We start from the raw sequence: 26,212 nt of genomic DNA, 5'->3' as shown, positions 1-26,212 counted from the left end.
ATGCCGGGTTATTGTAAACCTGGCCGTATACCCAGTGCCGAAGGTAATTGCTCAGCCATGGCTGTACCAATGTTTTTGGCCACCCGCTCAAGCACTGATTCTTTGTATGTGTAATCGACGATGTTATCGATTTTAATGATTTCGCGCGCCAACTGGCCACTGCTGGCAAACCCGTCAATTAAGCCACGCTCTTTCGCCTGCATTCCCGTCCAATATAATCCTGAGAAAGTATCCTCATCAATTTTCAAACGCGTACCGCGTCCCTGTTTTACTTTGTTAATAAATTCCTGGTGAATCAGATCCAGCATGGTTTGCAACATTTTTTCCTGGGAAGAATCCATGGGAGAAAATTGATCAAGAAACCCCTTATTGCGACCAGCGGTTACCAAACGTCGGCTAACCCCCAATTTTTGCATGGCGTCAACGAATCCAAACCCGTTATACAAAACACCTATAGATCCCACAAGGCTTGCGGGATTTGCATAAATTTCATCCGCAGCAGCAGCGACGTAATAAGCAGCAGAAGCACAAGCGTCGACGCAGACTGCATAAGTTTTAATTTTGGGATATTTTTTACGGTAATGTTGCAAGGCATTATACATATAATCGGCTTGCACAGGGCTGCCGCCAGGACTGTCAATGCGGATAATTAAAGCTTTCATGCTTTTATTTTCATAAGCTTTATCAAGTCCCTTCACGAAATTGTCACCATTCGCAGCCTGGCTAGCAAAAATAGTTCCATTAACATCAATAAGACCAACATGCTCCTTGGCGCGGGAACCGGCTTCCTCGCTACGGGAAAATAAGAATTGATAGGCAAGCCAAAGAACCAGTACTAAAACGACAGCACGCATTACCCAGCGCCAGAAACGCTTGCGTTTTTGTTCGCGCATGTATTCAAGCACAATTTTATTTAATAAAAGTTGCGAGTCATTACTGTCCAGAGGATTATTATTCATACCAGCTACTTGATTTTGCAAAAATAATCCCACATTTTACGGTAGATGCAGCTAAATTTAAATAATTGGACTTGCATCGCCGTATAAAAATAAATCGTTAGGGGTCTCTCATGCGCATGGATAAATTGACATCCAAATTTCAAATGGCTTTGGCTGAAGCACAATCTCTGGCTTTAGGCCGCGACAATGGTTTTATTGAACCGGAACATTTAATGAAAGCCCTGTTAGACCAGCAAGGCGGGACGTGCAGACCACTGCTGTCCAAAGCTGGCGTCAACATACCTCAATTGCGAACCTTACTGGATCAAGCACTCGATCGCTTGCCAAAAGTTTCTGGCACTGGCGGAGAAATCCATATCTCCAATGCTTTAGGGCGCCTGCTCAATCTAACGGATAAATTATCACAACAACGTAAAGACAATTATATTTCCAGTGAATTGTTTATCTTGGCTGTCATGCAGGAAAACGGTGCCTTGGCACGCTTGCTCTCGCAAGCTGGAGCTGACTTGAAAGCCATTGAAAAAGCCATTGATGAAATCCGCGGTGGTGAAAACGTTAATGATCCGAACGCAGAAGAACAACGGCAAGCTTTGGAAAAATATACGATTGATTTAACCGAACGTGCTGAACAGGGAAAACTTGATCCCGTCATTGGCCGCGACGACGAAATTCGCCGCACCATTCAGGTATTGCAACGCCGCACTAAAAATAACCCGGTACTCATTGGCGAACCGGGTGTAGGTAAAACCGCCATCGTTGAAGGCTTGGCACAACGTATCGTCAATGGGGAAGTGCCCGAGGGCTTAAAAAATAAACGCTTACTGTCTCTGGATATGGGTGCTTTAATCGCCGGCGCCAAATTCCGCGGTGAATTTGAGGAGCGACTAAAAGGCGTGTTGAACGATCTTGCCAAACAGGAAGGACAAATCATTTTATTTATTGATGAATTGCATACCATGGTGGGTGCGGGCAAGGCTGAAGGAGCCATGGATGCTGGCAATATGTTAAAACCAGCGCTAGCTCGCGGGGAATTACACTGCATCGGCGCCACCACCCTGGATGAATACCGGCAATACATCGAGAAAGATGCCGCTTTAGAGCGTCGCTTTCAAAAAATACTGGTGGATGAGCCTACGGTTGAAGACACGATTGCCATCCTGCGCGGTCTTAAGGAACGTTACGAGGTTCATCACGGCGTGGATATTACCGATCCGGCCATCGTGGCCGCTGCCACCCTGTCGCACCGCTACATCACCGATCGGCAATTGCCCGATAAAGCCATTGATTTGATCGATGAAGCAGGCAGCCAAATCCGTATGGAAATTGATTCCAAACCGGAAAGCCTCGATAAGCTCGACCGCCGGCTCATCCAATTAAAAATAGAGCGGGAAGCTTTAAAGAAGGAAAACGATGAAGCTTCGAAAAAACGTTTGGAAGATCTGGAACAGCATATTGATGAATTGGAAAAACAATATTCGGATCTGGCGGAAATATGGAAGGCTGAAAAAGCTACCTTGCAAGGTGCGACTCACATTAAAGAAGCATTAGAACAAGCAAGAATTGAACTTGAAACCGCCAAACGTGCCGGCGATTTGGCCCGCATGTCGGAATTGCAATATGGCCGTATCCCTGAACTTGAAAAACAATTGACACATGTTTCGCAACAAGAAGCGCAAGAAACTCCTAAACTGGTGCGCAATAAAGTCACGGAAGAAGAAATAGCAGAAGTTGTTTCCAAGTGGACAGGGATTCCTGTAGCGAAAATGCTTGAAGGCGAACGTGAAAAATTACTGCATATGGAAGAAGCTTTGCACAAACGCGTCATTGGTCAAAACGAAGCGGTAGACGCGGTAGCCAATGCCATCCGCCGCGCACGTGCAGGCCTTTCCGACCCTAACCGGCCTATCGGTTCATTTTTATTTTTAGGCCCGACCGGGGTCGGTAAAACTGAGCTTTGCAAAGCTTTAGCCGCTTTTCTATTCGATACAGTAGAAGCCATGATTCGCATCGATATGTCCGAATTTATGGAAAAACACTCGGTAGCCAGGCTAATTGGCGCCCCCCCAGGTTATGTAGGTTACGAGGAAGGTGGCTATTTGACTGAAGCTGTGCGCCGCCGCCCCTACTCCGTTATCCTGCTCGATGAAATTGAAAAAGCGCACAGCGATGTATTTAATATTCTTTTGCAGGTATTGGATGATGGCCGGTTAACGGACGGGCAAGGCCGTACGGTGGATTTCCGCAACACAGTGATTGTCATGACGTCAAATTTAGGTTCCCACCTCATTCAAGATATGGGTAGCAAGCTTAATTACGAGCAGCTGAAAGAAGCCGTCATGCAACTGGTGGCGCAACATTTCCGTCCCGAATTCATCAATCGCATCGATGACACCGTCGTCTTTCATTCTTTGAGCAAAGAACAAATTGCAAATATTGCCACCATTCAAATCAATCAGCTAAAACAGCGTTTGCAACAACAGGAAATTGCATTGACTGTAGAACCGGCTGCTTTGAACTACCTGGCAGAAGCAGGCTTTGACCCCGTCTATGGGGCCAGGCCTTTAAAACGCATCATCCAGCAAAAATTGGAAAATCCTTTGGCGCAAGCTCTTCTAACTGGGCAATTTGTGCCTGATGATACGATTCTAGTTGCTTTTAAAGAAGGGCAATTGCAGTTTGCTAAAAAATAAATAGCACTGGCTGGCTTCTAAAGCTTATCTGCGATGCCCATGCTGCAAATACCTGGCCCAATCAAACCGTGAGGGCCAGGAGTACCATAAGAAGCTTGCAAAACGTCTACGTTCGCGGTTATTCCTCGTCTTGAGGATGGGTATTAATTCCAAGGTCTAAGCACAGCATCATGAAAATTAAAGACATACAAACCATCGAATACCGTTATGGTGAAGAAACAGCAATAAAAAAGTTTTTATATCGGTGCAAAGCACCCGTTTTAATCAAAATAAAAGATTTTCCTGATGCGTTTAATTTGGATTATTTTTACAAGAATATAAGTGGCAGAACCACATACAGTACATTTGCAGCTCACGATTGCATAGCACATCAAATAGGAGATTTTAAAAACGTCATCGCCGAGATCAAACAAAATAAACCTTACCGTATTTTTGGAAAAATAATGAGTCGTGCTCAATCGGCAGAGATTGAAAAATATGTCCCTCTGTGGCAATGCCTTCCCTTAAGACCAAGGTATTTTGAACCCCTTCTGAAAGTAGCTTATTTTTTCGGCGGAAAGGGTTCGCACACCGGAATTCATTTTGATCGGGAACACTGCTGCATCTTACATTTGTGCCTAAGCGGTAAAAAACAATTTTTACTATTTACGCAAGACCAAAATGATTATATTTATAAAACCCCGTTTATTGGCGATTCGTTGCTCGATTTTAGCCAACCCTTGCCTGTATTGTATGAGCAATTTCCAAAATTGCGCCAAGCAACAGGCTATGAAGTGACTCTGGAAAAAGGGGACATGCTATTTATGCCCAGAAATTGCTGGCATTTTACACGTTATTTGGATGCATCGGCAGCAGCCAGTTATGTTTTTTATCCGAAAAAATTCTTCCAATATTATGGCTTTTTTACCGGACATTTTTTTTGGGGCTATGAAGGCGAAACAGGTTTTCGTCTTTGCGAGTGGCATCCATTTAAAAAATTTACGCAAAAATACGCCCATGCAGCCGGGAAAACAAGGGTGTTTTATAAAATATTGGAAAAAATGTTGTATGTAATCCTGCTGCCAATCGTCAGCATCTTAAGCCTTCTTTCCTATACGATAAAACCACGGCGGTTATATTGAAGGATTAAGCTTGCCACATGATCTTGCCGGTCTGGTCAACGGTTAATTTTCGTTCATCCGTTGGGTAAACCATTTCAAGAAAAACATCGCTGCCAGGCTCTTGCATTCCTTTAAGGCAACGTTCGAGTGCTAACAAATTCTTCCCGCACACAGCTCCTGCCTTTCGCAATGATAATAAAGAAGGAATATTGGGGATAGGGAGACTGCGCACAAATGTCATAAACACGTCGACTTTCGCTTCTCTTGCAATGTGTTTCATCCGGCGGCGCATGGATGCGGCAAACCCGAGCCGTTGGAAATGCGGCTCAACCACCAACATATCGGAATATCCTACTTGCCCTAAATGCTCGTAAGCGGCTAACCGAGATTGTAAGGACAAGGGATTATCCTTACAGTAAAAAATCATATAACTGATGAGCATCCCATGTTGCCAACCTAGTAATACCTCAGTTGTACCGGTTTCAATGGCTTTATTTATGGCATTATCGCAAGTAGATTTAAGGCAACCGCCATTAAATAAATCTTGATCAAACAAAGATCGCGGGGTGATTTTTTGGTTTAACAACCGAATGTGTTCCCATTCGCTTTGACTAAGAGCAGCCGCTTTTTTATGCAGGATATCCATATAAGAAAAATGCATTGAATCAAGGCGGATTTTATATTTTCTTTCTTACCAGATCCAGTATCTTTCGCAAACCATCAAGAGCAAATACAAACCAAATAGATTTTATATTGAAAATGTACGACATTATTTATACAATCAATCTTTTCAATTGAGCTTTCCTATGAAGCACGAAAATTTTTACAAATTTCTTGAAAATGAGTGTGAGGAAACTCTGGATTTTTTAAATACTTTGCAAGCTGCAGATTGGCAAGAACTCACCCCTTTTATTGAACAAATTCTTAAACATAAACCTGCCCATGCAGCAGCACTTGCTTTGCAGGCCCGCATCCTTGAAGTGAATGGACAAAAAAATGCAGCCATAGAACAATACCAACAAGCAGCTTCATTAAATTCCCGCTATGCACACCATCAACTTGGAGAATTTTACTTAAAACAACAAAATAATATGCTGGCTATTTCCCATTTGCAAAAAAGCCTGGAATTGGGCTTGGATAAATCCAGATCACGCCTGGTTCATGTACTTTTTTGTGAAGCAAACAAGGAAAATAACCTGGTAAAAAAACATGCTTTGCGGAAACAAGCTATCGGATATCTAAGCGGCGCTCAGTTTACTGAATATAAAGAGAAATATCTGCAAGACATAAGCTCCGTGCGCGATATATCCAAATTGGATAGTTTATTTTTGCTAAGCCAGCAAGACATGACTGCTTTCTCCATTTACCTCACCCGCTCCAGAGCGCACCGCCATGAACAATATTTTTTTAATGAAAGTTTATTTTCACCGCCTGCATTTAACCTCAGTTATTCGGAATCCGAGATTTTTCAATATACTGAGCAATATTATCAGGACTTGCAGGAAACAGACGAGGAATCTCAGCGTGAATTTTTATCCTTTCTTGAGTTTATGGAAAAAGAATTTAAGCTGGATTTCCAATACAAGCGCTTCCAGTTATATTTGCTCTTAAATGACAAAACCAAAGCTACTGAGCTTTATGAAACCAGACAGTTTAAGGAAATAACCCCAGCTGAACTATTCGAGTTGGGTAATTTGCAACTTAGCGATATCGACTTAAATATAAGCCATGAGAAACTGGAGCAATGTGATTTTGATAAAGCCTGTCAATATTGGTATCAAAGTTATAAAACAGGTTTAAAGGATGCCGGAACAGCACTTGTAAATTCTTTACGGGAAAATGCTAAAAATAATGGAGAAACTATTCATGCCAAGGCCTTTCAATGCGCATCGGAAAATTCTGAGGAAGATAATAAACTCATTGATGATTTTGTGGCACGCCTAATCATTCAATTCTCCTTAGGCGATAATGCCTTATCGCAAATCCTTACCCATCATCCCGATACAGTCAAAACACTCATCAATAACAACCAATTCCCTACTGAATTTAAAAATAAACCACATGCTCTTGCCATTTTTTTAAAAAATTATTTTGAGGAAATGGATGCAGAAAAAAGAATGATTTTTTACAACCATAACTTGCAACAAATTCTCTTGTACCTTACGAATAATTCATTCTCCCAGCCTGAGGAAGTTAGCCATTTTTTATGTAAACTCATGCCAGCAGAACAGGAGCTTTTACTAACTCATCTTAAACGACGGATCGAGGAAGTTGAAATTTTAGAACGTTACCATGCTATAAATATCCAGGAAACGCTTGCCATATTTGCGGTTTTGGGAATTATAGGGGGTACTTTTATGGGAATAATGGGGGCGGGAATTGCCCTTATTACTTGCTTTACTTTTATTTTAGCGGTGATCACCGGCTATGTTTTAGTAGGCCTAGGCGTCATCGGGACGATGACGATGCTTGCTTTGGCTGCAGCTGCTTTTGTTCTTTTCTTAAAAGACTTAATTCCTGGTAAAAATTTAAGCCCTGAAGTTCATGCTTTTAAAGACCAGCTAAGTCAATTAAATTGTGTGCAAGAAAATCTCACTACAGCAATCCGGATAAATAAAAATTTTGGATTTTTCCCCCCTGCTGCAGAAGAGAATGCCGCGGACATAGAAGCAGCTTGCCCAGGGGAGAATTTAGCCGCCCATTTGCCTGCTTAAACGGGCGGCACTCGTTTAATTAATTAAGCGGCTGCGAAACGTGCATCGATGCGGCTGACTAATTGCTGGTGAATATTATCAAACCCACGATTACTCATGATAAGCACGGCATCGCCAGTGCGTACAGCTCGGGCCACCGTATCAATGATAGCATCTGTGGTGGGTAATATTTGATATGCACAGTTCCAATTTTTAGTCGTGTCTGCCAGAGAAAATTCCTGTGGATTTAAAATGAAAGCTTCGTCTACTGCATGCAAAGCATTCCCCATTGCCTGCGCATGCACGCCGGTTCGCATGGTGTAGGATGCGAATTCCATTACTGCTAAAATTCGCTGGTGGCGCCCGCTCTGCTTTAAAGCTTGTACCGTTTTTTCAATGGCCGTCGGGTGATGTGCGAAGTCATCATAAACGGTAATACCATGGCGGCTGGATTTTACTTCCAGGCGCCTTTTTACGGGAGAAAACAAAGCTAATGCTTCGGCCGCGGCAAGAGGATCTACGCCTGCATGCATACTGGCAGCAAAAGCGGCCAAACCATTTTCCACATTAAAGCGGCCAATTAAAGGCCATTGTATTTCTGCAAGCCGTTTCCCTTCATGGATAATGCAAAAAGCTTGTCCGCTTTCTTCCAATAACTCTGCGCGCCAATTGGCTTGGCCCGACAAAGCGAGTGTTTCCATGTGACTATAATAACCATGCGCCAGTACTTCCTTAAGAGCTGCATCATCGCGTGGTGTTAATATGACTCCATTGCGTGGTATGGTCTTTAAGAAATAATGGAATTGTTGTTGAATAGCGGCAAGGTTTTCATAAATATCCGCGTGATCAAATTCCAAATTGTTAAGGATAGCCAGCTTGGGACGGTAATGCATAAACTTAGGTCGTTTATCGAAAAAAGCACTGTCGTATTCGTCTGCTTCAATGACGAAATAGTTACCTTTGCCTAAGCAGGCGCTGGTATTAAAATTTTGTGCCACGCCGCCAATTAGAAATCCGGGTTGTAGGCCTGCATGGTGTAAAATATGCGCCAGCATGGAAGTCGTAGTCGTCTTGCCGTGTGTGCCTGCAATGGCCATCACTTGATAACGAGGCAGAATGTTTTCAGCCAACCACTGCGGCCCTGAAATATAAGGTTTTCTGGCATTTAACACTTCTTCCATCACCGGCATGCCACGCTTGATAGCATTGCCAACGATTACGCAATCGGCTTTTAAAGCTTGTGTGCTATCATCATATCCTTCCGTCCAGCGAATCCCCTGAGCCTCCAGCAAATCACTGATGGGGGGATAACAGTTAGCATCGCTGCCGGTTACCGTATACCCGGCAGCGCGTGCTAATAATGCCAACGCGCTCATGAAAGTGCCGCTTATCCCCAAAATGTGTATGTGCATATGCAAAACCTTTAATTAATCATCCTTACAGGATATAGAATCACGGGATGCCCTGTTGTGTTAGTCCAAATCTAAAAATTTAACCGGATCAGCGCCAAAATGACATCACTAAAATATTCACAGCAAGTAAACCAATGCTGGCTAATACAGCCGGAAAATAATCCACCATTAACGCGTGTTTGTAAACATAGGCTGAAATGCTAAATTGCCAAAAAGTTAATAACAACGTAGATAATAAATAAACAATTCCCATAAGCAAAATCAGAGGCTGCGGCAGTGCCTGGTTCACGAGTATGGGACCTAATAGCAAAAGCGGAAAAGCAAACAAGTGTACGATGGTGTGGCCAGCGAACAAACTTGTTAACGTCTGCACAGTGCGGCTGCCAAGGCGGAACAAGGCTAATAAAATAGAAGTAAAAAAGATATAGGAGAATATGAGCGATGTTCCTGCCAGGAAAGCCATGGATAAGGTAAGTTTTTTTTCAACAATGATAAGCCGCCATTGCACGATTAAAATAAGAAGAAAAAATATCATCATGATGCCGAGCAACAAAGGTGAATAGGGAGTATCAGCGGGACTTCTTTTAAACGTACTCACCTGCCAGTATTCCTGAATCAGTGCAGCCCACATGCTTTTATCCTCAACGTCATCAAAGAATTATTTGTTATTCAATACTTACTTGCTGTACGACAGGGTCTAACCATGCTCCGGTTACTTTATAAGTATAACTGTTAATTTTCTGCATCCCCTGGTTGATTATCTTGCTAGCCACCCACGTCGCAATACCAGCAAGCGGGCCACCTGCAATGGTTGCTACCACCGGCAAACTGGCAGTGATGTGGGGGGAAACTTGTAAATCCAAATCATACAATTGCCTATCAAGATCCAAATCTCCTTTCATAGCAGCATACGCAACCGGACCATCAATGTAGCTGTCTGCCGTACGCATGACTCCATGCTTTAAGACAAAGCTGCCCTTGAATACGTCAAAACTATACCCCTCATGGGTCAAATCACTAAAATCAAGTTTTAGCCGGCGTGGAATGGTTTGCAAGCTTAATATACTCAATAATTTACCTAAGCCGAGCTTTTCCTCCGTTTCCGGTCCTAAATTGGTAATGCGGCCATTTTTTAAAATAATGTAGAGATCACCCGTTAACTTTGCCAGGGAAAAATCAAACAATGAGCCTTGCCATCCCCCGGTAAATTGTACATTGCCCGAGTGGGCTTCAACGACCGGAGGAATATTCCATTGACGCAAGCTTTTTGCTAAATTGCTAATCTGCAAGTTAGCCTGCATGGACGTGACATTTTGTGACTTGTCTTTTTTCCAGTTTCCTTTAAGGATTAATTTGTATGCAGGGGAATTGATTTTGCAGTCCTCAAGCTGCCAAACATTATTCTTTGTTGTACTTTTGAACATAACCTGCCCTAAATTCCTGCCACCGACTCTCAAGTCATCAATTAATACATTTAAATTGGGAATATCTTTAGGGTTAATGGCTTTGCCCCATGAACTGCTTTTTTTACCAGCGAATAAAGATTTATCCAAATATAGATGCTGAAAATGGCCGGTTAGCAGATTTTCTTGCGGTTTGTAGTCCAGTGTGGCGATAAGATCTTGCTGATTAAGATGAATTGCCCATTCTTGCGGAGCAGTCTTTCGAGCATTAATGGCCAGATTGCGATATTCATGATCCAGCAATTTTAATGAGCCTATATTTAATTGCACGAGCCGTATCTTGCCGCGCATGGACAAAGAACCATCTTCTGCGGGCAATTTTCTTAATACGTCTTGCCAAGGCGCTAATTTAAATGATGGCAAGGCCCCGGTTACAGCAACCCCTTTTTCTTTAGCCTCGGCTGCTTTCCCACGACCGAGGTGGATAGCGCCTTTATCCAGAACAAAACTATTCTTAGCTTTGGAAAACCATAAGTCAGCGCTTAGACGATTATCGTAATTAACGCACACCCTCAACGCTTTGGCTGGATTAAAATCCACATCAATAAGCAGCGGAGCAACATCCGCTGAAGTTTTTCCGAGAGGTTCCGGCAAGTCAATCGCGACGCCCTGCAAAGGCGTTTTAATTTGAACATGATCCAAATCATTGGGATCATCCGTTATGGTCAAAGCACTTTCAATTTCAAGATTACCGTGCAGTAAGGAAAATATCGGTAGATTTAATTTATTTTTCAGCAAATCAATGGTGGTTTTTCCCGCCATCCGTACTTCCGTATATGGCTTAAGGCCGCGCACGGATTGAATGTGCATGGTGATGGGGTCGCCTAGCAAAACTGCCTGCAACGCACTGTTGCTGACCCCATGCTCGTCAAACATTAAATTGCCAGTGATGTTGTTAAATTCTATGTCGCGCAAAGCATGATGGAGGATGGCAGCATTATCCGCAAACGTAAGCATTCCTTTCGCCAATACTTCATCATTTTCCGGGTAAAGAGGTATCTCCAGGCGTAAATCCACCCCTAATATCCCGGTGATGCTGAGCATTTTTAACTTAGCCAATCGCTCCCGCAGCGGCGAAATCAATACGTAAGACATCACTTGCTCGCCTTCAGCCTTAGTATTGCCATGGATGAGCAACGTTTCGTGATCAGAACCTAATTCATCGATGCGCAGATTAACATTATCAACTGCTACACCATGCAAGTTCGCCTGCAATACATCGGCTGCCAACGTTCTTTTCTCGAAACGTAAATAAGCATCGACTTCGGTAGTTAATGGCCATTTGTCGGTAAATAATAGCTGCATTCCCGTCAAATGATTATTGATAAAAAACTCCCCGGGCTGTTTATCGTAAGGAAAATCCTTAACCCGCCCATCCAGCCTCAATCGACCGCTGGCTTTATCAATGTATTTTATATTTTCCTTAAGCCAGGCATGCAATTTCGGCTTTAAACCGCGTCGGGGGAGATAGAGCAGCCATTTTTGTGCCTGCTCAGCAGAATACTCTGCAGATAAGGCCAAATATCCATCTGGAGATAAGGGATTATCCCAAATGCCGCGGGCGCTTAAAATCAAATCAGGGCGTGTGATCACCAGGCGGTCCACACTAAGGCGTAAGCCATGGCTCAATTCTTTCCAATCGATGGCGCCATTTATTTCTTTGAAGGAAACAGGCGGGAGATTGTAGGGCTTAACGATGGTGTCTTCAGCATCCAACTCCAAGTGTCCTTCTTCAGGCTGCCATTGCATGACGCCAGATAAGCGGTTGACGGCTGGGATGTCTTCATTACCATGCCAACCTAAATTAAAAAATCGGGTAATAAGGTAATTGGGTTGCCCATCTTTCAAAAGCAACTGCGTGTTATACAATTCACCATAGGGATGCAGGGCTATGACAGGTGATAAAACTTCTGGCCAATCGAAGTCTGCAGCCAAAAGAGGTGCCAGCAATAAATTCTTTACATACAGCAAATGAGCATTCTGCGTTGCATCGTATTCTACTAAGATTTTGTTTTCCGGCCACCTGATTCCTGCCATTTTCAGTCTGATTTGATCGCCGCTTAGCTGCCACCCTGCTTTGGTAGGATTCCAAGCCAAATTTGCCTTAAGGTAAGGAATAAAATAGCTTTTTGCCCGGCCATATTGGCTCCAGGCGATATGATCGAGCTGGGTGAGGGCTTGTAAGTTACTGATGCGACTCTGCGCAATATCCAGCCACAATTCTATGTTACCCTGCCCGCTTTGCAAGACATAACTCGATGCTGGTAAAAACTCTTGCCACTGCGCAGGCAGAATATCCATTAAAGCAACGTAGGCTTCACCTCGTGTTTTCTCCAAATTAAATGGATCAATGTAAAGATCGGCTAAAAGAGCAAGACGGGTTGGTATGGCTTGCGCCAACTTAAGCGCGCCTTTAAAACGATAACGCCCTGAATGATTTGCAACCGTTAAGTTTAGAGAATCAAGAGGAATGGTCGTGCCATTAGCCAAATGCAAGGTAGCGGAAATATTTCTTAAAATAATTTTTTGCTGTGCCAATAGCCAATTCAGGATTGGCCTGTAGGTTGCGAGATCAAACGTCAATTCTTGATCATTACTTAATCCATCTATCTGCCAGCGCGTATCCACTTGGCGCAAGGATAAATGCACATCGTCAATATAAAGTATGCCGGGCTGAATTTGCCGATGCCACAAGGAACCAAAAAGATTAATCCCCACCAATAGCTTGTTTAATTTAAGCACGTGATCTTGTGCGTCTGAAACGCTGACTTCATTGAGTTTAAGTACAGGCTTAAACCAGTACCAACTGGTTTCCACGCTCTGTATTTTAACCGGTTGGCCAACCAGGGTGGAAAGATGGGTTTCAATTTCACTTTTATATTGAGTCGCCCAAGGGGTAAGCGCACGAAATACACTGAATAAAATAGCCAAGGCAATTACTAGGATAGCCAGTACTATCCAGCCTTTTTTTAAAAAATGGGTTAATTTCTTATTGAGCCTGCTCATCAAGTTTCCGTAAAAAATCCAGTTTTTCAGCAATCTTGCTCTCAAGCCCCCTATCCACCGGCTGGTACCAATCCGGTTTATCCATGCCCTCAGGGAAATAATTAACGCCGGCCGCATAACCATGCGGCTCATCATGAGCATAACGATAAGTTTTACCGTGCCCTAATTTTTTCATTAAATAAGTGGGAGCATTACGTAAATGAGCAGGAACTTCTCTTGATTTATCAGTTTTTACAAAAGCAGAAGCTTCCTGAAACGCCTTGTAGCCAGCGTTGCTTTTAGCTGCAACTGCTAGATAAATGACAGCTTGCGCCAGGGCAAGCTCCCCTTCCGGGGAGCCCAGACGCTCATAAGTAGCCGCTGCATCATTAGCCAATTGCATTGCCCTTGGGTCAGCAAGCCCAATATCTTCCCAAGCCATGCGAATGATCCGGCGCGCTAAATATCTGGCATCCACACCCCCATCCAACATCCTGCATAGCCAGTATAAGGCTGCATCCGGATCTGAGCCGCGCACGGATTTGTGCAACGCTGAGATTTGATCGTAAAAATTATCTCCGCCTTTATCGAAGCGCCGCCCACTTAGCATTAAAGAATTTTGTATAAATTCTTTATCAATGTCTGTGACAGCCAATGTAACTGCTGCCGTGTTGATTTGTTCCAACAAATTTAATAAGCGGCGTGCATCACCATCTGCATAGGCAATTAAAGTTTCTTGCGCTTGTTGGTCAAAATTCAGGTGAGAAAGCGCCTTTTGATGCGCTCGTACAAATAACTCGCCCAATTCTTCATCCGTCAATGATTTCAGCACGTAGACTTGGGCACGTGATAACAAAGCAGAATTTACTTCAAACGATGGATTTTCCGTTGTCGCCCCAATAAAAGTAAATAAACCTGCTTCCGTATAGGGTAGCAACGCATCTTGTTGGGCTTTATTGAACCGATGAATTTCATCAATAAACAAAATGGTGTGACGGTTTTTTGCCTGATAATTCTTGGCAGCCTCGACTGCAGCACGAATGTCCTTCACTCCCGAAAACACAGCCGATAAAGCAATCCATTCGCAGTCAAAATGCGTAGCCATTAAACGCGCCAAAGTGGTTTTTCCAACCCCGGGCGGCCCCCACAATATCATTGAGTGAAGTTTTCCTGACTCAAAAGCCAGGCGCAAAGGCTTCCCTGCCCCTAACAAATGAGTTTGCCCTACAACCTCATCAATGGCTGCAGGACGCAGCGTTTCGGCAAGCGGTGAAGTTTTGGAGTGGGTCATTGTTCTACCACATCCACACCTTTGGGTATTTTAAATTTAAACACGGTGCTTCCAAGTGAAGGGTTAATTTTAATATTACTTAACTGCACATGGGTATGTTGTCCCAATTGATCAAATAATTCCATGGCACTTAACGTAGCGCCTTCAAAAACTAATTTTACTCTTTGGAAATTTGCTTTACCGGATTTAGCCTGCAAATCAAAATATTCTTTTTTCCCTTTTGTGCTTTGCGTGACGGTAAAATCACGGCTCACGGTGTCATCATAGCCGCTTAAGAATAAAGCGGCTGTACCACCTAACCCCTTGTCCTGCTTTTTCACCGTGACTTGTTCCAAATCTTCATCATATATCCATAAACGCTTACCATCTGCAACCACCAATTGCGGCATGGGATCTTTGGTTTGCCAGCGAAAACGGCCTGGGCGGGCCAAAGCCATGGTACCTGAAGAATGGGAAAGCTGTCTTTTTTTTGCTTTAATGACTTGCTTGAAGGAAGCACTCATTGTACGAATGGCATTTAATTTGGTTTGTAAAATAGCGGCTGCATCTTCACAAAATCCCAGTTGCGACCAGAAAAATAATACCAACACTGTGATTTTTTTCATTTTTGTTCCTTCTGGAAAATTAGCTTAATCTTCACTGACTCCGGCTACCAATACATCACGAAAACCACCGTCCAATGGTCCCACGATTCCTGTGCGCTCCATTTCTTCAACTAAACGTGCCGCGCGGTTATATCCAATTTTAAAACGGCGCTGTACGGCCGAGATACTTGCCTTACGGGTTTGGATCACAAATTCAACTGCCTGATCATAAAGGGGATCGGCTTCCTCAGTCGCCTGCCCTTCTTCACCAAAGCCACCATCAAATCCATCGCCGGTGTTTTGCGTGATTTCTTCAATATAGCTTGGTGTACCTCGTGCCCGCCAATCGTCAGCCACGCGGTGCACCTCGGTATCATCCACAAAAGCACCATGCACTCGCAGCGGTGCACCGGTACCTGGAGCTAAGAATAGCATATCTCCATAGCCAAGGAGTTGTTCTGCGCCCTGTTGATCAAGAATGGTGCGCGAATCAATTTTTGAAGAAACCTGGAATGAAATCCGGGTAGGGATATTGGATTTTATCAAGCCAGTTAAGACGTCCACCGAGGGTCGTTGCGTTGCCAGAATTAAATGAATTCCGGCAGCACGCGCTTTCTGGGCAATGCGTGCAATCAATTGCTCTACCTTTTTGCCAACGACCATCATCATGTCGGCCAGCTCATCAATAATAACCACTACATAGGGTAGAGATTCCAGAGTGGGAGCTTGCTCATCCATGGAATCAACCGGTTTCCACAAGGGATCTGTCAAAGGTTCACCGCGTGCAGCCGCTTCTGCCAGTTTACTGTTAAAACCCGCGAGATTGCGCACTCCAAACGCAGCCATTAAACGGTAGCGCCTCTCCATTTCAGCCACACACCAACGCAAGGCACTGGCCGCTTCTTTCATGTCGGTGACCACAGGAGTCAACAAATGAGGAATGCCATCGTATACGGACAATTCCAGCATTTTGGGATCCACCATGATCAGGCGTACCTGCTCCGGAGTCGCTTTAAATAATAAACTTAGAATCATGGCGTTGATGCCTACAGATTTACCAGACCCTGTGGTTCCTGCAACTAATAGGTGCGGCATCTTAGCCAGATCGACCACCATGGGATGGCCTGCTATGTCCACCCCCAAAGCCAGGGTAAGTGGAGAATGTGCCTTCTGATAGACTTCAGCCGAAAGAACCTCTGACAGACCTACGGTCGCCCGGTTTAGATTTGGCAATTCAATACCGACAACGGTTTTACCCGGAATAATTTCAACCACGCGCACACTGGTTACAGACAAAGAACGCGCCAAATCTTTAGACAAAGCCGTCAGTTTGCTGACTTTTACTCCTGCAGCTAATTGCAATTCAAAACGGGTAATGACGGGGCCTGGATGTACCGCCACCACATCCGCCTGGATGCCGAAATCCAGTAAATGCTGTTCCACATCCCGCGATAGGGTTTCAAGCTCTTGATGCGTGTAGCCTCGCATCGGCTCACCTACTTCTCCTTTATTCAACAATTCCAAGGAAGGTAAGCTGCCTGTGACTTCTATTTTGGTGAAAGCCGGTGTTTCCCTCATTGGTTTGGGTGGCTGAGGTTTTTCGGCAAACAAACTGATTTTTGGGGATGTTTTTTCTGCTTTTTCTTTTTCCTTTTCTTTTTTGACTTTAAGGGTGGTGGGTTGAGTTGCTTCTTTTGCTCGCAGCATTTCCTTAAACGCATGCGCCTTTAAGCGAGCCATCAGGATTTGCGCGAAACGGATACCATGCTTTAGTGCAAATTTTAGCCAATGCAAGGCAATTAGGGTATAATAACCGATAATTTCGGTTACATGCAGCCAGGAAAGTCCAGTAAGCCAGGTGACCCCTACCAATAACATGGCAAACAGCAGTAAGGTGGCACCTTGCACATTGAGGGTATGGCTTAAAGCAAACGCAATCACATGCCCTACAAAACCGCCAGGCCTGTGCAGCATTTGCTTTTCCGGCGACAATTCCAACGCCAGCAAACCGCACGCACTGCCAAGCAGGAAGAACAAACCCGCCAGACGCAGTACAAGGACTGGCTTGCTGATTGTTTGTAAAACCCGGTGATCTTTTAATATCATCCAAGCTATGTAAACAAAGCAACCAGGCAATAAATAAGCAACATAGCCTAAACTTGCATAAAGTGCGTCGGCAAAATATGCACCGACGGTTCCGCCCGCATTCGCTATATTGATTGAATCGGAAGCAGGATGAAACCAGCCGGGATCATAAGAACTGTAGGTGACTAAGGATAATAAAATAAATAAGGCGGCAGTAAGCATTAAGATAAAGCCGCCTTCACAAACGCGTTTTGTAAAAAATTGAGGCAAAGCTGTTTTAGGGCCGCTTACCAATTCGCCCTTGCGCTGTTTTGTCATAGGTATTTTAAAGCATCAGGTTTTATCATACTATCCACATCTTAACATTAAATTTATAAAAGGCAGAGAAGATGAGCGCAACAAATCACCATCGCCTAATCATCCTGGGCTCAGGCCCTGCAGGCTATACGGCTGCGGTATATGCTGCACGAGCTAATTTACAGCCGGTCTTACTTACAGGAATGCAACCCGGCGGACAATTGACCACCACAACTGATGTGGATAACTGGCCTGGCGATGTCGAAGGTTTACAAGGGCCTGCACTAATGGAACGGATGCAGCAGCATGCAGAACGTTTTCAAACTGAAATTATTTTTGACCACATCACCCGTGCTGATTTGCTTTCTCGTCCATTTACTCTGGAAGGAGATACGCAAACCTACACATGCGATGCCCTAATCATCGCAACCGGTGCATCAGCACGATATATTGGCCTTGAATCTGAAAAAGCTTATCAAGGCCGCGGCGTTTCTGCCTGTGCTACCTGCGATGGTTTTTTCTACCGCAACAAGCACGTATGTGTAGTAGGTGGAGGCAATACCGCCGTTGAAGAAGCGCTTTACCTGTCAAATCTGGCAGCTTCTGTGACTTTAATCCATCGTCGCGATAGCTTGCGTGCGGAAAAAATTTTACAGGATAAGCTTTTTGAAAAAGCACGTACCGGGAACATAAAATTATTGTGGAATCATACGTTGCAGGAAGTATTGGGCGATGGCATGAAAGTAACCGGGGCGCGTGTTTGTAATGTGTTTACCGATGCCTGTACAGATTTACCCGTGGATGGCATTTTTATTGCCATTGGGCATACACCGAACACAAGTCTTTTTACGGACCAATTGGATATGAAAGACGGTTATCTCATCATTCGCTCGGGATTGGAAGGAATGGCAACTGCCACCAATATCCCCGGTGTATTTGCCTGTGGCGATGTGGCTGACCATGTTTATCGTCAAGCCATTACATCCGCTGGATTTGGATGCATGGCGGCTCTTGATGCGGAAAAATACCTAGACACAGTGAGATAAAGCGATAAAACCCACCATTTTAACCGCAGACGATTACAGTTTCCCAAATCCGGAAACCGCTGATGCCGAAGGATTAGTCGCCATCGGTGGTGATTTATCCCCCAAACGTATCCTTGAAGCTTATCGTCATGGAATATTTCCCTGGTTTAATCCGGGTGACCCGATTTTATGGTGGTCACCCGATCCGCGTTTAATCTTAAAACCGCACGCATTTAAATTAACACGCAGCCTAAAGAAAACCTTAAATAAACCTTTTCGTTTTACGATTGATACAGCATTTTCAGATGTTATTCGGGCCTGCGCCAGCACGGGTAAACGCTTAAATCGCAGCTGGATAACCGCAGAAATGATCGCGGCTTATACCAAGCTCTATGAAATGGGATTTGCCCATTCTTTTGAGGTATGGCTAGACGGGAAGCTGGTTGGAGGCTTATACGGGATTAGCCTTGGCCGGATTTTTTTCGGCGAATCCATGTTTCATGACATTCGCGATGCCTCGAAGCTGGCTTTGTATTTTTTATGTCAAACTCTGCAAGAATTAAAGTTTGAAATCATCGACTGTCAATTACCCACCGCACATTTGCAAAGCCTTGGCGCTGAAACAATATGCCGCCATGAGTTTCTGCAATGGTTACAGAAAATTTTGTATTCATAATATATCTTATGTTGATAAAAAAACCAATAAGAGTTATTATAAAACATTATTTTCCCCTGATACTCCTAAATGCATTATTCAGATTGCTATAAGCTACTTAAAACTCTTCGTAATCGCGAACTGGCGGCTCAATTAAAAATTGCCTTGGAAAACCTGGAAAAAGAAGCCAACAGTCCAACTTTCGTGCAATTCCTGCAAGATAATACCCAGTCCATGCAATCAATTTTTGCACTACGGCAAGAATACGATGTATTGCAACTGAAAAAAGTCGAAAAAGGCATTATTAACCTCATCAATACATTAGAAGAGCAGCAACAAGACGATCCTACCCTGACGCAAATTTTAAATATATTGAAAGACATACAAACAACTGCCTACCGGCAGTCGCTTGCTTGTTCTTTCCAACATTCACACTTTAGTGCATCGGCAGAAAAATATGCCACTCACTTTATTCCATTCAGCCAAGGGAGCGATCCTTTTAAAGGTTCTGATTTTATGGGCTATTGTTGGGGACACTCCCACCGCTATGGAAAACTTGCTTCACAAGGATTATTAAATCAGCTATCTGTAGCTTCTGACGAAACACTTTACGATACATTTAAAACCAACTGGACTTTTGCCGATATTCTTTTCAGACGAGTAGGCTGGTATTTTTGGGTGGCAAAAGAAATGCAATTGCGTCAAGCAATCTGGAATGCATTAAAAGGGTTGGATGATAAGCATACGTTAAATTTTAATTTTCTAATCAATTCCGTTGGTTTCCATTCCACCGCGCTAAGAATGGTAGGTAATGGCATTGAATATTATGATAATAATTATGGTTTGGTCAAATTTATAAACCGCGAAAATGCAGTTAATTTTTTAGCCTCTCATTTACTCCAGGAAGCACGGAAAAATGCCGGGGAAATAAGTTTTATTACCGTTTATAGATTGCCATATACCAATCAGGCCGACCATGATATTTTTGCCGCAGTGCCACAAAGTGCCCTGACAGAAACAGCAAGTGCCCCGGCAGAAGCCGTATCTCAGCCCACAGCCTTGACCCAAGCAATCAACGCTTTGGAACGCTATGCCCCCCAACTTGAAAAAAGTAATGTAAAAGGGAAAATTAAGGCCAATGAGATCCAATACTTAGTGCAGGAATTAAAAGGTTTATCCGCGCAGGAAATTGCGCCGCGTATTCATGAGATCCTGGAAAATAAAGAACATAGCTTAATTATAAACCGGGGTACCGGGTTTTATTTTTTTCAAAGCGGTTTTAAAAGCCGCAGCACGACTGAAACCTTGCTGCAGGCAATTTATCAAGCCGCAAGCGGAAATATACCCGCTTTGCAAAATAAAATTATTTAATCGCACCTAAGCTCGTGAAACTTACTGGCTCTCATTGCCATTTTTATTATTTTAGGGCACTATTTGTACTTTCATTTTCCCCTGCTTGGGTTTTTAATTCCAGAGAGATTTATGGCAAAAGAAGATCATATAGAAATGCAAGGCACAGTAGTCGATACTTTGCCCAACACCATGTTTCGCGTTGAACTGGATAATGGCCACGTGATAACTGCTCATATCTCCGGTCGCATGCGCAAAAATTATATCCGCATCCTAACCGGCGATAAGGTAAAAGTTGAGTTAACACCCTACGACCTCACCAAAGGCCGTATCATTTTTCGCGATAAAAATTAATGTTAGCGGGGCTTTCGCCCCCTACCTAGTTACCGGCTACTGTCATTTGCTCAATCAAAACTGAACCGCAACGTGTCGCACTATTTGGGTTCAGATCATCGCCTACCGCCACCATGTTACGGAACATATTCTTTAAATTGCCTGCGATGGTAATTTCTTCCACCGGGTATTGAATCTCGCCATTTTCCACCCAAAAACCCGCAGCCCCGCGCGAATAATCTCCAGTCAAGATATTAATGCCGTGTCCCATCAACTCCGTCACCAAAAGCCCCGTGCCAAGCAATTGTAAAAGTTCCTGGAAGCCGCCATGGGTTGGATCAATCGTTAAATTAAATACCCCACCGCTATTGGCGGTTGTCTTTAATCCTAACTTACGCGCTGAATAACTTCCTAAAACATACTGGCAAAGCTTCCCGTCTTTTACAAAAACATTATTGCGAGTGGGCACGCCTTCTCCATCAAAGGGAGCACTCCCCAAAGCCCTTAACAGATGAGGTTGTTCATAAATTTGCACGTATTCCGGGAAAATTTGTTCTCCCAGGCTATCCAGCAAGAAAGAATTTTTTCGATAAAGATTGGAACCGCTTATCGCACTCACAAATGCGGAAAATAATCCTCCGGACAAACGGGAGGAAAACAAAACAGGAACTTTTTGTGTGTTGATTTTTCTTGCGTTTAAGCGGCTAATGGTACGCTCTGCCGCTCTTTCTGCAAGCAGATCCAAAGCTAATAAATCTTTAAAATGGCGTGCTGTGGTATAATCATAATCCCGTTGCATGGCATCGCCTTCTTGTGCAATCAGGGAACAACTCATGCTATGCCTGGTTCCGTAGAGCACCCCACCCGCATCATGCGTGTCTGCATAACCATGGGTAAAATTATAGCTGGAAAGGCTAACACCGTCGGTATTAACGATCCTTTTGTCTTGCGCCAGGGCGTGGCGTTCACATGCAAGCGCCATTTCAATGGCTTTAGGAGGAGTAATATCCCAAGGGTGACAAAGGTCAAGCTCGGGATAACAGTTGTTAATCAAATCGGCATCTGCCAAACCAAAACAAGGATCGGCCGCACTTACCCGTGCGATATCGCAAGCTGCAGCCACCATGGCTCTGATTGCTGCAGAAGATGTATCCGTACTGCTGGCATGTCCTTTGCGCTTATCAAAATACACCGTGACGCTCATCTCTTTATCTTCGCTAAACTCGACTGTTTCCACTTCTCCCATGCGAACATTGACTGAAAAACCTTGATCGCGATTCACGGTGACGGAAGCATCGCTAGCCCCTTGCTCATGGGCACATGCCAAAACTTCCTGCATGATTTTTCTTAATTCCTCGGTTGACTTAACCTGCTGAATGTTGATATTTTGCGGAGATGTTTGCATAGCAATTCCAATGAATTCAGATTAGACAAGGATACAAGATTAATATATCAACGCCTATAAACTTCGTGCAAATAAGCAAATTGCTTTTAGGCTTCACTTTATTATTGTTCGTGAGTGTTAACAGTTTAGCAAGCAATTGGGAGCCTGTTGCGCCAGGGATTGAATATCAGGATTTGGGCACGAATTTATTAAAAACCTGGTCGCATATCCATGTTTTTCGTATTGATCTCAAAAAAAACGAACTTGATTTAATTTTGGCAAAAAATTTGTCCCTTGCCCATGCTTCCATCAGCGAATTTGCTGAAAAGAGCCGTGCATTGATCGTATTGAATGGAGGATTTTTCGATCACAACTACCACCCGCTTGGTCTTCGCATCAGTAAAAAACAAGTGCTAAATCCCTTGAAGCGCATCAGTTGGTGGGGTGTGTTTTACATCAAAAATCAAAAAGCATATTTATCCGGCCAACAACAATATTTGCATAATCCGCGAACACAATTTGCCGTGCAAAGCGGGCCACGCTTGCTCATCAATGGGGTAATCCCTGCCCTGAAACCCGGTCTTGCCGAGCGCTCTGCTCTTGGCATTACCACCCAAGGGAAAGTCATTATTTTAGTGACGGAAAACAGCCCCATGACCACAACCGCGCTAGCCAATCTAATGAAATCGGCTCCACTGCATTGTAAAGATGCACTTAATTTGGATGGTGGCAGTTCCAGCCAGTTAATCACCAACACCGATAACTTAAGGATTAACACCGGATTTGCGCACGTGAGTGATGCCATTGTAGTTAAACCGCGGCAGACAGCATGAATAAAAACCCCGGCAATCGGCCAACAAAACCAGGTGCCTTGATTATCCATTTATTTTCTCGCCTATCTACAACTTATCCTTTATTTATCCACAACATATACCCAGACTTATTCTATTGAAATCAACCGAAAAACACATTATCTTGTTAGGTTTCCTAGCAGACACACCTATATGTTGTGTTTTGGTTTATAATTAACGTATAGGTTGAATTTGTCATACTTGGCAATCTCACCTTCCGTGGAGGAACTATGTCAGAGATTCTTGATTCCGTAAAAGATGTATCCAGAACCAGTCAACTGGAATTATCGACGAATGCGCCGGGTTTATTAAAAACCATTAAGCGCAATGGCAAAGTCGTACATTATGACGAAAGCAAGATTAAAGTTGCTATCACCAAGGCATTCATTGCCGTAGAGGGAGGCAGTGCGGCCGCCTCAAACCGCATTTATCAGCAAATCGATGACCTCACCAAGCAAATTACACAAGCATTTAAGCGCCGTATGCCAAGTGGTGGCACCATTCACATCGAAGATATTCAAGATCAAGTTGAACTGGCTTTAATGCGTAATGAACAACATAAAATTGCCCGCGCCTATGTGCTCTACCGCGAGGAGCGCCGCAAAGCCCGCGCGGCACAAGTAAAGCAGCAAGCAAATGATGACAAGATCCCGTTAATCACCATGCCTAATGGTGAACTTGCTCCCCTAGATATAGCACGCGTCAATACCATTGTGGCTGAAGCATGTCGGGAATTGGAAAATGTGCATGCCGAGCCGGTGATTAAAGATGCTCTTCGCAATCTTTATAACCAAGCCAGCTTGGCTGATGTGCATAAAGCATTGATTATGGCAGCCCGCGCTTTAGTGGAAACCGAGCCTAATTATACCTACGTAAGCGCACGCCTGCTTCTAGACAGCTTACGGGCGGAAGCATTAAATAAACTGCAATTGCAAGAGGAAGCCACCTTCGATGAAATGGCGGCGCTTTATCCTGTATATTTTAAAGCGTATATTGCCCGCGGTATTGAGCACGGCATATTGGATCCCAAATTAAGCGATTTTCATTTGGAAACCTTGGGCAAAGCTTTATTGCCGGAACGGGATATGCAATTTACCTATTTAAGCTTGCAGACACTTTATGATCGTTATTTTATTCACGAGCACGGTATTCGCTATGAATTGCCCCAGGCATTTTTTATGCGCGTCGCCATGGGGCTTGCAATACGGGAAACAGATAAAGAAGAAAGAGCCATTGAATTTTACAGACTGCTCTCTTCATTTGACTATATGTCTTCCACACCTACCCTGTTTAATTCAGGCACAGTAAGACCTCAGCTTTCCAGCTGTTATTTAACAACCGTACCCGACGACCTGGAAGGTATTTACAGTGCCATTAAAGACAATGCCCTGCTTTCCAAATTCGCAGGCGGCTTAGGCAATGACTGGACCCCCGTACGTGCCATGGGCTCTTACATAAAAGGCACCAATGGCAAGTCGCAAGGCGTTGTGCCATTCCTAAACGTAGCGGACGCAACCGCTATTGCCGTGAACCAGGGTGGAAAACGCAAAGGGGCCGTGTGCGCTTATCTGGAATGCTGGCACCGCGATGTGGAAGAATTTCTTGAGTTACGTAAAAATACCGGTGACGATCGTCGCCGTACGCATGACATGAATACCGCGCTGTGGATTCCGGATTTATTCATGAAACGGGTACATGAAGAAGGTGAATGGACATTATTCTCCCCGGATGAAGTTCCTGAACTTCATGAACAATATGGTAAAACTTTCGAAAGTACTTACATGGCTTACGAAGCAAAAGCACGCGAGGGTAAGCTTAGGAATGTAAAAACGGTTTCCGCCGTTAAATTATGGCGTAAAATGTTGTCCATGTTGTTTGAAACAGGGCATCCGTGGTTAACGTTTAAAGATGCATGTAATTTGCGTTCTCCTCAACAACATGCCGGTGTAATCCACAGTTCCAACTTATGCACTGAAATTACACTGAACACATCTAGAGAAGAAATTGCAGTGTGCAACTTAGGCAGCATTAATTTGCCAGCGCACATTAAAAACGGCAAACTGGATAAAACCAAATTGCAGCAAACCATCCGCACTGCCGTACGCATGTTGGATAATGTAATCGATATTAACTATTATTCAGTTCCGCAAGCTCGTAACTCCAATTTGAAACATCGTCCCGTCGGTTTAGGGCTGATGGGATTTCAAGATGCCTTGTATAAACTTAAGTTAAATTATGCATCCAACGAAGCAGTAGCTTTTGCCGATACCTCCATGGAATTGATAAGCTATTATGCCATCGAAGCTTCCTGTGAATTGGCGAAAGAACGCGGCCGCTACCCAAGCTATGAAAATTCCTTATGGAGCAAAGGCATTCTGCCTATTGATTCCATCAACTTGCTGCAACAGGCACGTGGCCAGTATCTGGAACAAGACCGTTCACAACATTTGGATTGGGAATTATTGCGGGTGAAAGTTCGTACCGAAGGCATGCGTAATTCAAATGTGATGGCTATTGCGCCAACCGCAACCATTTCTAACATTTGCGGAGTTTCTCAATCAATTGAACCTACGTATCAGAATTTGTATGTAAAATCGAATTTATCCGGCGAATTTACTGTGGTTAACCCTTATCTGGTAGATGATCTCAAAGCCTTAAATTTATGGGATGAAGTCATGGTTAATGACTTAAAATATTTCAATGGCAGCGTGCAACCCATAAGCCGCATTCCAGAACATTTAAAAGCCCGCTATGCTACTGCTTTTGAAATTGAACCCATTTGGTTAGTTGAAGCGGCTTCGCGTCGACAAAAATGGCTGGATCAGGCGCAATCATTGAACGTATACATGGCGAAACCCTCGGGTAAAAAACTGGATGAGCTCTATCGCCAGGCATGGATACGCGGATTGAAAACCACCTATTATTTACGAAGTTTAGGTGCAAGCAACGCCGAGAAATCAACGGTTACAGACGGAGCCTTGAACGCGGTGAAAATCGATGAACCACAACTGTGCTCAATTCTTGACCCGAATTGTGAAGCTTGCCAATAGGAGAA

Annotated in this window: 18 protein-coding genes; 9 read left to right on the top strand and 9 right to left on the bottom strand. The window is 43.9% G+C overall.

Annotated elements, in window-relative coordinates; all coding sequences use genetic code 11:
- Nucleotides 1-8: 8 nt before the first annotated feature.
- Nucleotides 9-959, bottom strand: coding sequence for a S49 family peptidase (locus tag NKV53_RS08110; RefSeq protein WP_126953043.1), 951 nt, complete (start codon nt 957-959; stop codon nt 9-11).
- 110 nt (nt 960-1,069) lie between these two features.
- Here NKV53_RS08110 and clpB point away from each other — a divergent pair, with 110 nt between their 5' ends.
- Together clpB and NKV53_RS08100 are read left to right on the top strand one after the other, a co-directional pair.
- Nucleotides 1,070-3,649 carry an ATP-dependent chaperone ClpB gene (clpB, locus tag NKV53_RS08105; RefSeq protein ID WP_127056988.1) on the top strand — a complete coding sequence of 860 codons (2,580 nt, stop codon included), beginning with the start codon at nt 1,070-1,072 and terminating at the stop codon, nt 3,647-3,649.
- Between the two features lie 170 nt (nt 3,650-3,819).
- The gene (locus NKV53_RS08100; protein WP_126953041.1) at nt 3,820-4,770 is read left to right on the top strand and encodes a cupin-like domain-containing protein; all 951 of its coding nucleotides are present in this window, start codon (nt 3,820-3,822) and stop codon (nt 4,768-4,770) included.
- 4 nt (nt 4,771-4,774) lie between these two features.
- On the opposite strand, the gene NKV53_RS08095 is transcribed toward NKV53_RS08100, so the two are convergent.
- Nucleotides 4,775-5,410, bottom strand: a complete 636-nt coding sequence (locus NKV53_RS08095; RefSeq protein ID WP_126953040.1) for a hypothetical protein — start codon at nt 5,408-5,410, stop codon at nt 4,775-4,777.
- A 145-nt stretch (nt 5,411-5,555) separates the two neighbouring features.
- Between NKV53_RS08095 and NKV53_RS08090 the strand changes: the two genes are divergently transcribed.
- Nucleotides 5,556-7,463 carry a hypothetical protein gene (locus NKV53_RS08090; RefSeq protein ID WP_126953039.1) on the top strand — a complete coding sequence of 636 codons (1,908 nt, stop codon included), beginning with the start codon at nt 5,556-5,558 and terminating at the stop codon, nt 7,461-7,463.
- Nucleotides 7,464-7,486: 23 nt separating this feature from the next.
- Here the strand turns inward: NKV53_RS08090 and mpl are convergent, their stop codons facing one another.
- The 6 genes from mpl to NKV53_RS08060 form a co-directional block, all read right to left on the bottom strand.
- Nucleotides 7,487-8,860, bottom strand: coding sequence for a UDP-N-acetylmuramate:L-alanyl-gamma-D-glutamyl-meso-diaminopimelate ligase (gene mpl, locus NKV53_RS08085; RefSeq protein WP_199737571.1), 1,374 nt, complete (start codon nt 8,858-8,860; stop codon nt 7,487-7,489).
- An 82-nt stretch (nt 8,861-8,942) separates the two neighbouring features.
- Entirely contained in the window at nt 8,943-9,485 is a 543-nt protein-coding gene (locus NKV53_RS08080; RefSeq protein ID WP_126953037.1) for a hypothetical protein, read from the bottom strand.
- Nucleotides 9,486-9,519: 34 nt separating this feature from the next.
- A complete protein-coding gene (locus NKV53_RS08075; RefSeq protein ID WP_127032453.1) occupies nt 9,520-13,323 on the bottom strand; it encodes a YhdP family protein in 3,804 nt (1,267 codons plus the stop codon).
- Nucleotides 13,307-14,593 carry a replication-associated recombination protein A gene (locus NKV53_RS08070; protein WP_127032452.1) on the bottom strand — a complete coding sequence of 429 codons (1,287 nt, stop codon included), beginning with the start codon at nt 14,591-14,593 and terminating at the stop codon, nt 13,307-13,309. Before NKV53_RS08070 ends, NKV53_RS08075 begins: the two co-directional genes overlap by 17 nt.
- Nucleotides 14,590-15,198, bottom strand: coding sequence for an outer membrane lipoprotein chaperone LolA (lolA, locus tag NKV53_RS08065; RefSeq protein WP_126953034.1), 609 nt, complete (start codon nt 15,196-15,198; stop codon nt 14,590-14,592). The genes NKV53_RS08070 and lolA overlap by 4 nt, the downstream gene beginning before the upstream one ends.
- Before the next feature lie 24 nt (nt 15,199-15,222).
- The gene (locus tag NKV53_RS08060) at nt 15,223-17,580 is read right to left on the bottom strand and encodes a DNA translocase FtsK (protein ID WP_126953033.1); all 2,358 of its coding nucleotides are present in this window, start codon (nt 17,578-17,580) and stop codon (nt 15,223-15,225) included.
- A gap of 71 nt (nt 17,581-17,651) precedes the next feature.
- Here NKV53_RS08060 and trxB point away from each other — a divergent pair, with 71 nt between their 5' ends.
- From trxB to infA, 4 genes are all read left to right on the top strand, one after another.
- Nucleotides 17,652-18,605 (top strand): thioredoxin-disulfide reductase, encoded by a 954-nt coding sequence (gene trxB, locus NKV53_RS08055; protein WP_127032451.1) that lies wholly within the window; start codon nt 17,652-17,654, stop codon nt 18,603-18,605.
- A 16-nt stretch (nt 18,606-18,621) separates the two neighbouring features.
- Nucleotides 18,622-19,260 (top strand): leucyl/phenylalanyl-tRNA--protein transferase, encoded by a 639-nt coding sequence (aat, locus tag NKV53_RS08050; protein WP_127056986.1) that lies wholly within the window; start codon nt 18,622-18,624, stop codon nt 19,258-19,260.
- 69 nt (nt 19,261-19,329) lie between these two features.
- Nucleotides 19,330-20,610 carry a hypothetical protein gene (locus NKV53_RS08045; protein WP_127056985.1) on the top strand — a complete coding sequence of 427 codons (1,281 nt, stop codon included), beginning with the start codon at nt 19,330-19,332 and terminating at the stop codon, nt 20,608-20,610.
- A gap of 111 nt (nt 20,611-20,721) precedes the next feature.
- A complete protein-coding gene (infA, locus tag NKV53_RS08040) occupies nt 20,722-20,943 on the top strand; it encodes a translation initiation factor IF-1 (RefSeq protein WP_126953029.1) in 222 nt (73 codons plus the stop codon).
- 25 nt (nt 20,944-20,968) lie between these two features.
- On the opposite strand, the gene pmbA is transcribed toward infA, so the two are convergent.
- Nucleotides 20,969-22,327, bottom strand: coding sequence for a metalloprotease PmbA (pmbA, locus tag NKV53_RS08035; RefSeq protein ID WP_126953028.1), 1,359 nt, complete (start codon nt 22,325-22,327; stop codon nt 20,969-20,971).
- Between the two features lie 104 nt (nt 22,328-22,431).
- Between pmbA and NKV53_RS08030 the strand changes: the two genes are divergently transcribed.
- Together NKV53_RS08030 and NKV53_RS08025 are read left to right on the top strand one after the other, a co-directional pair.
- On the top strand, nt 22,432-23,139 hold the full coding sequence (locus NKV53_RS08030) for a phosphodiester glycosidase family protein (protein WP_256478888.1): 708 nt from the start codon (nt 22,432-22,434) through the stop codon (nt 23,137-23,139).
- Nucleotides 23,140-23,387: 248 nt separating this feature from the next.
- Nucleotides 23,388-26,207, top strand: a complete 2,820-nt coding sequence (locus NKV53_RS08025) for a ribonucleoside-diphosphate reductase subunit alpha (RefSeq protein ID WP_127056984.1) — start codon at nt 23,388-23,390, stop codon at nt 26,205-26,207.
- Nucleotides 26,208-26,212: the final 5 nt, after the last annotated feature.

Source organism: Legionella sp. 27cVA30, from assembly GCF_024160945.1.
GTDB classification, from domain to species: domain Bacteria; phylum Pseudomonadota; class Gammaproteobacteria; order Legionellales; family Legionellaceae; genus Legionella_A; species Legionella_A septentrionalis.
This window is presented reverse-complemented; position numbering and strand designations above follow the sequence as displayed.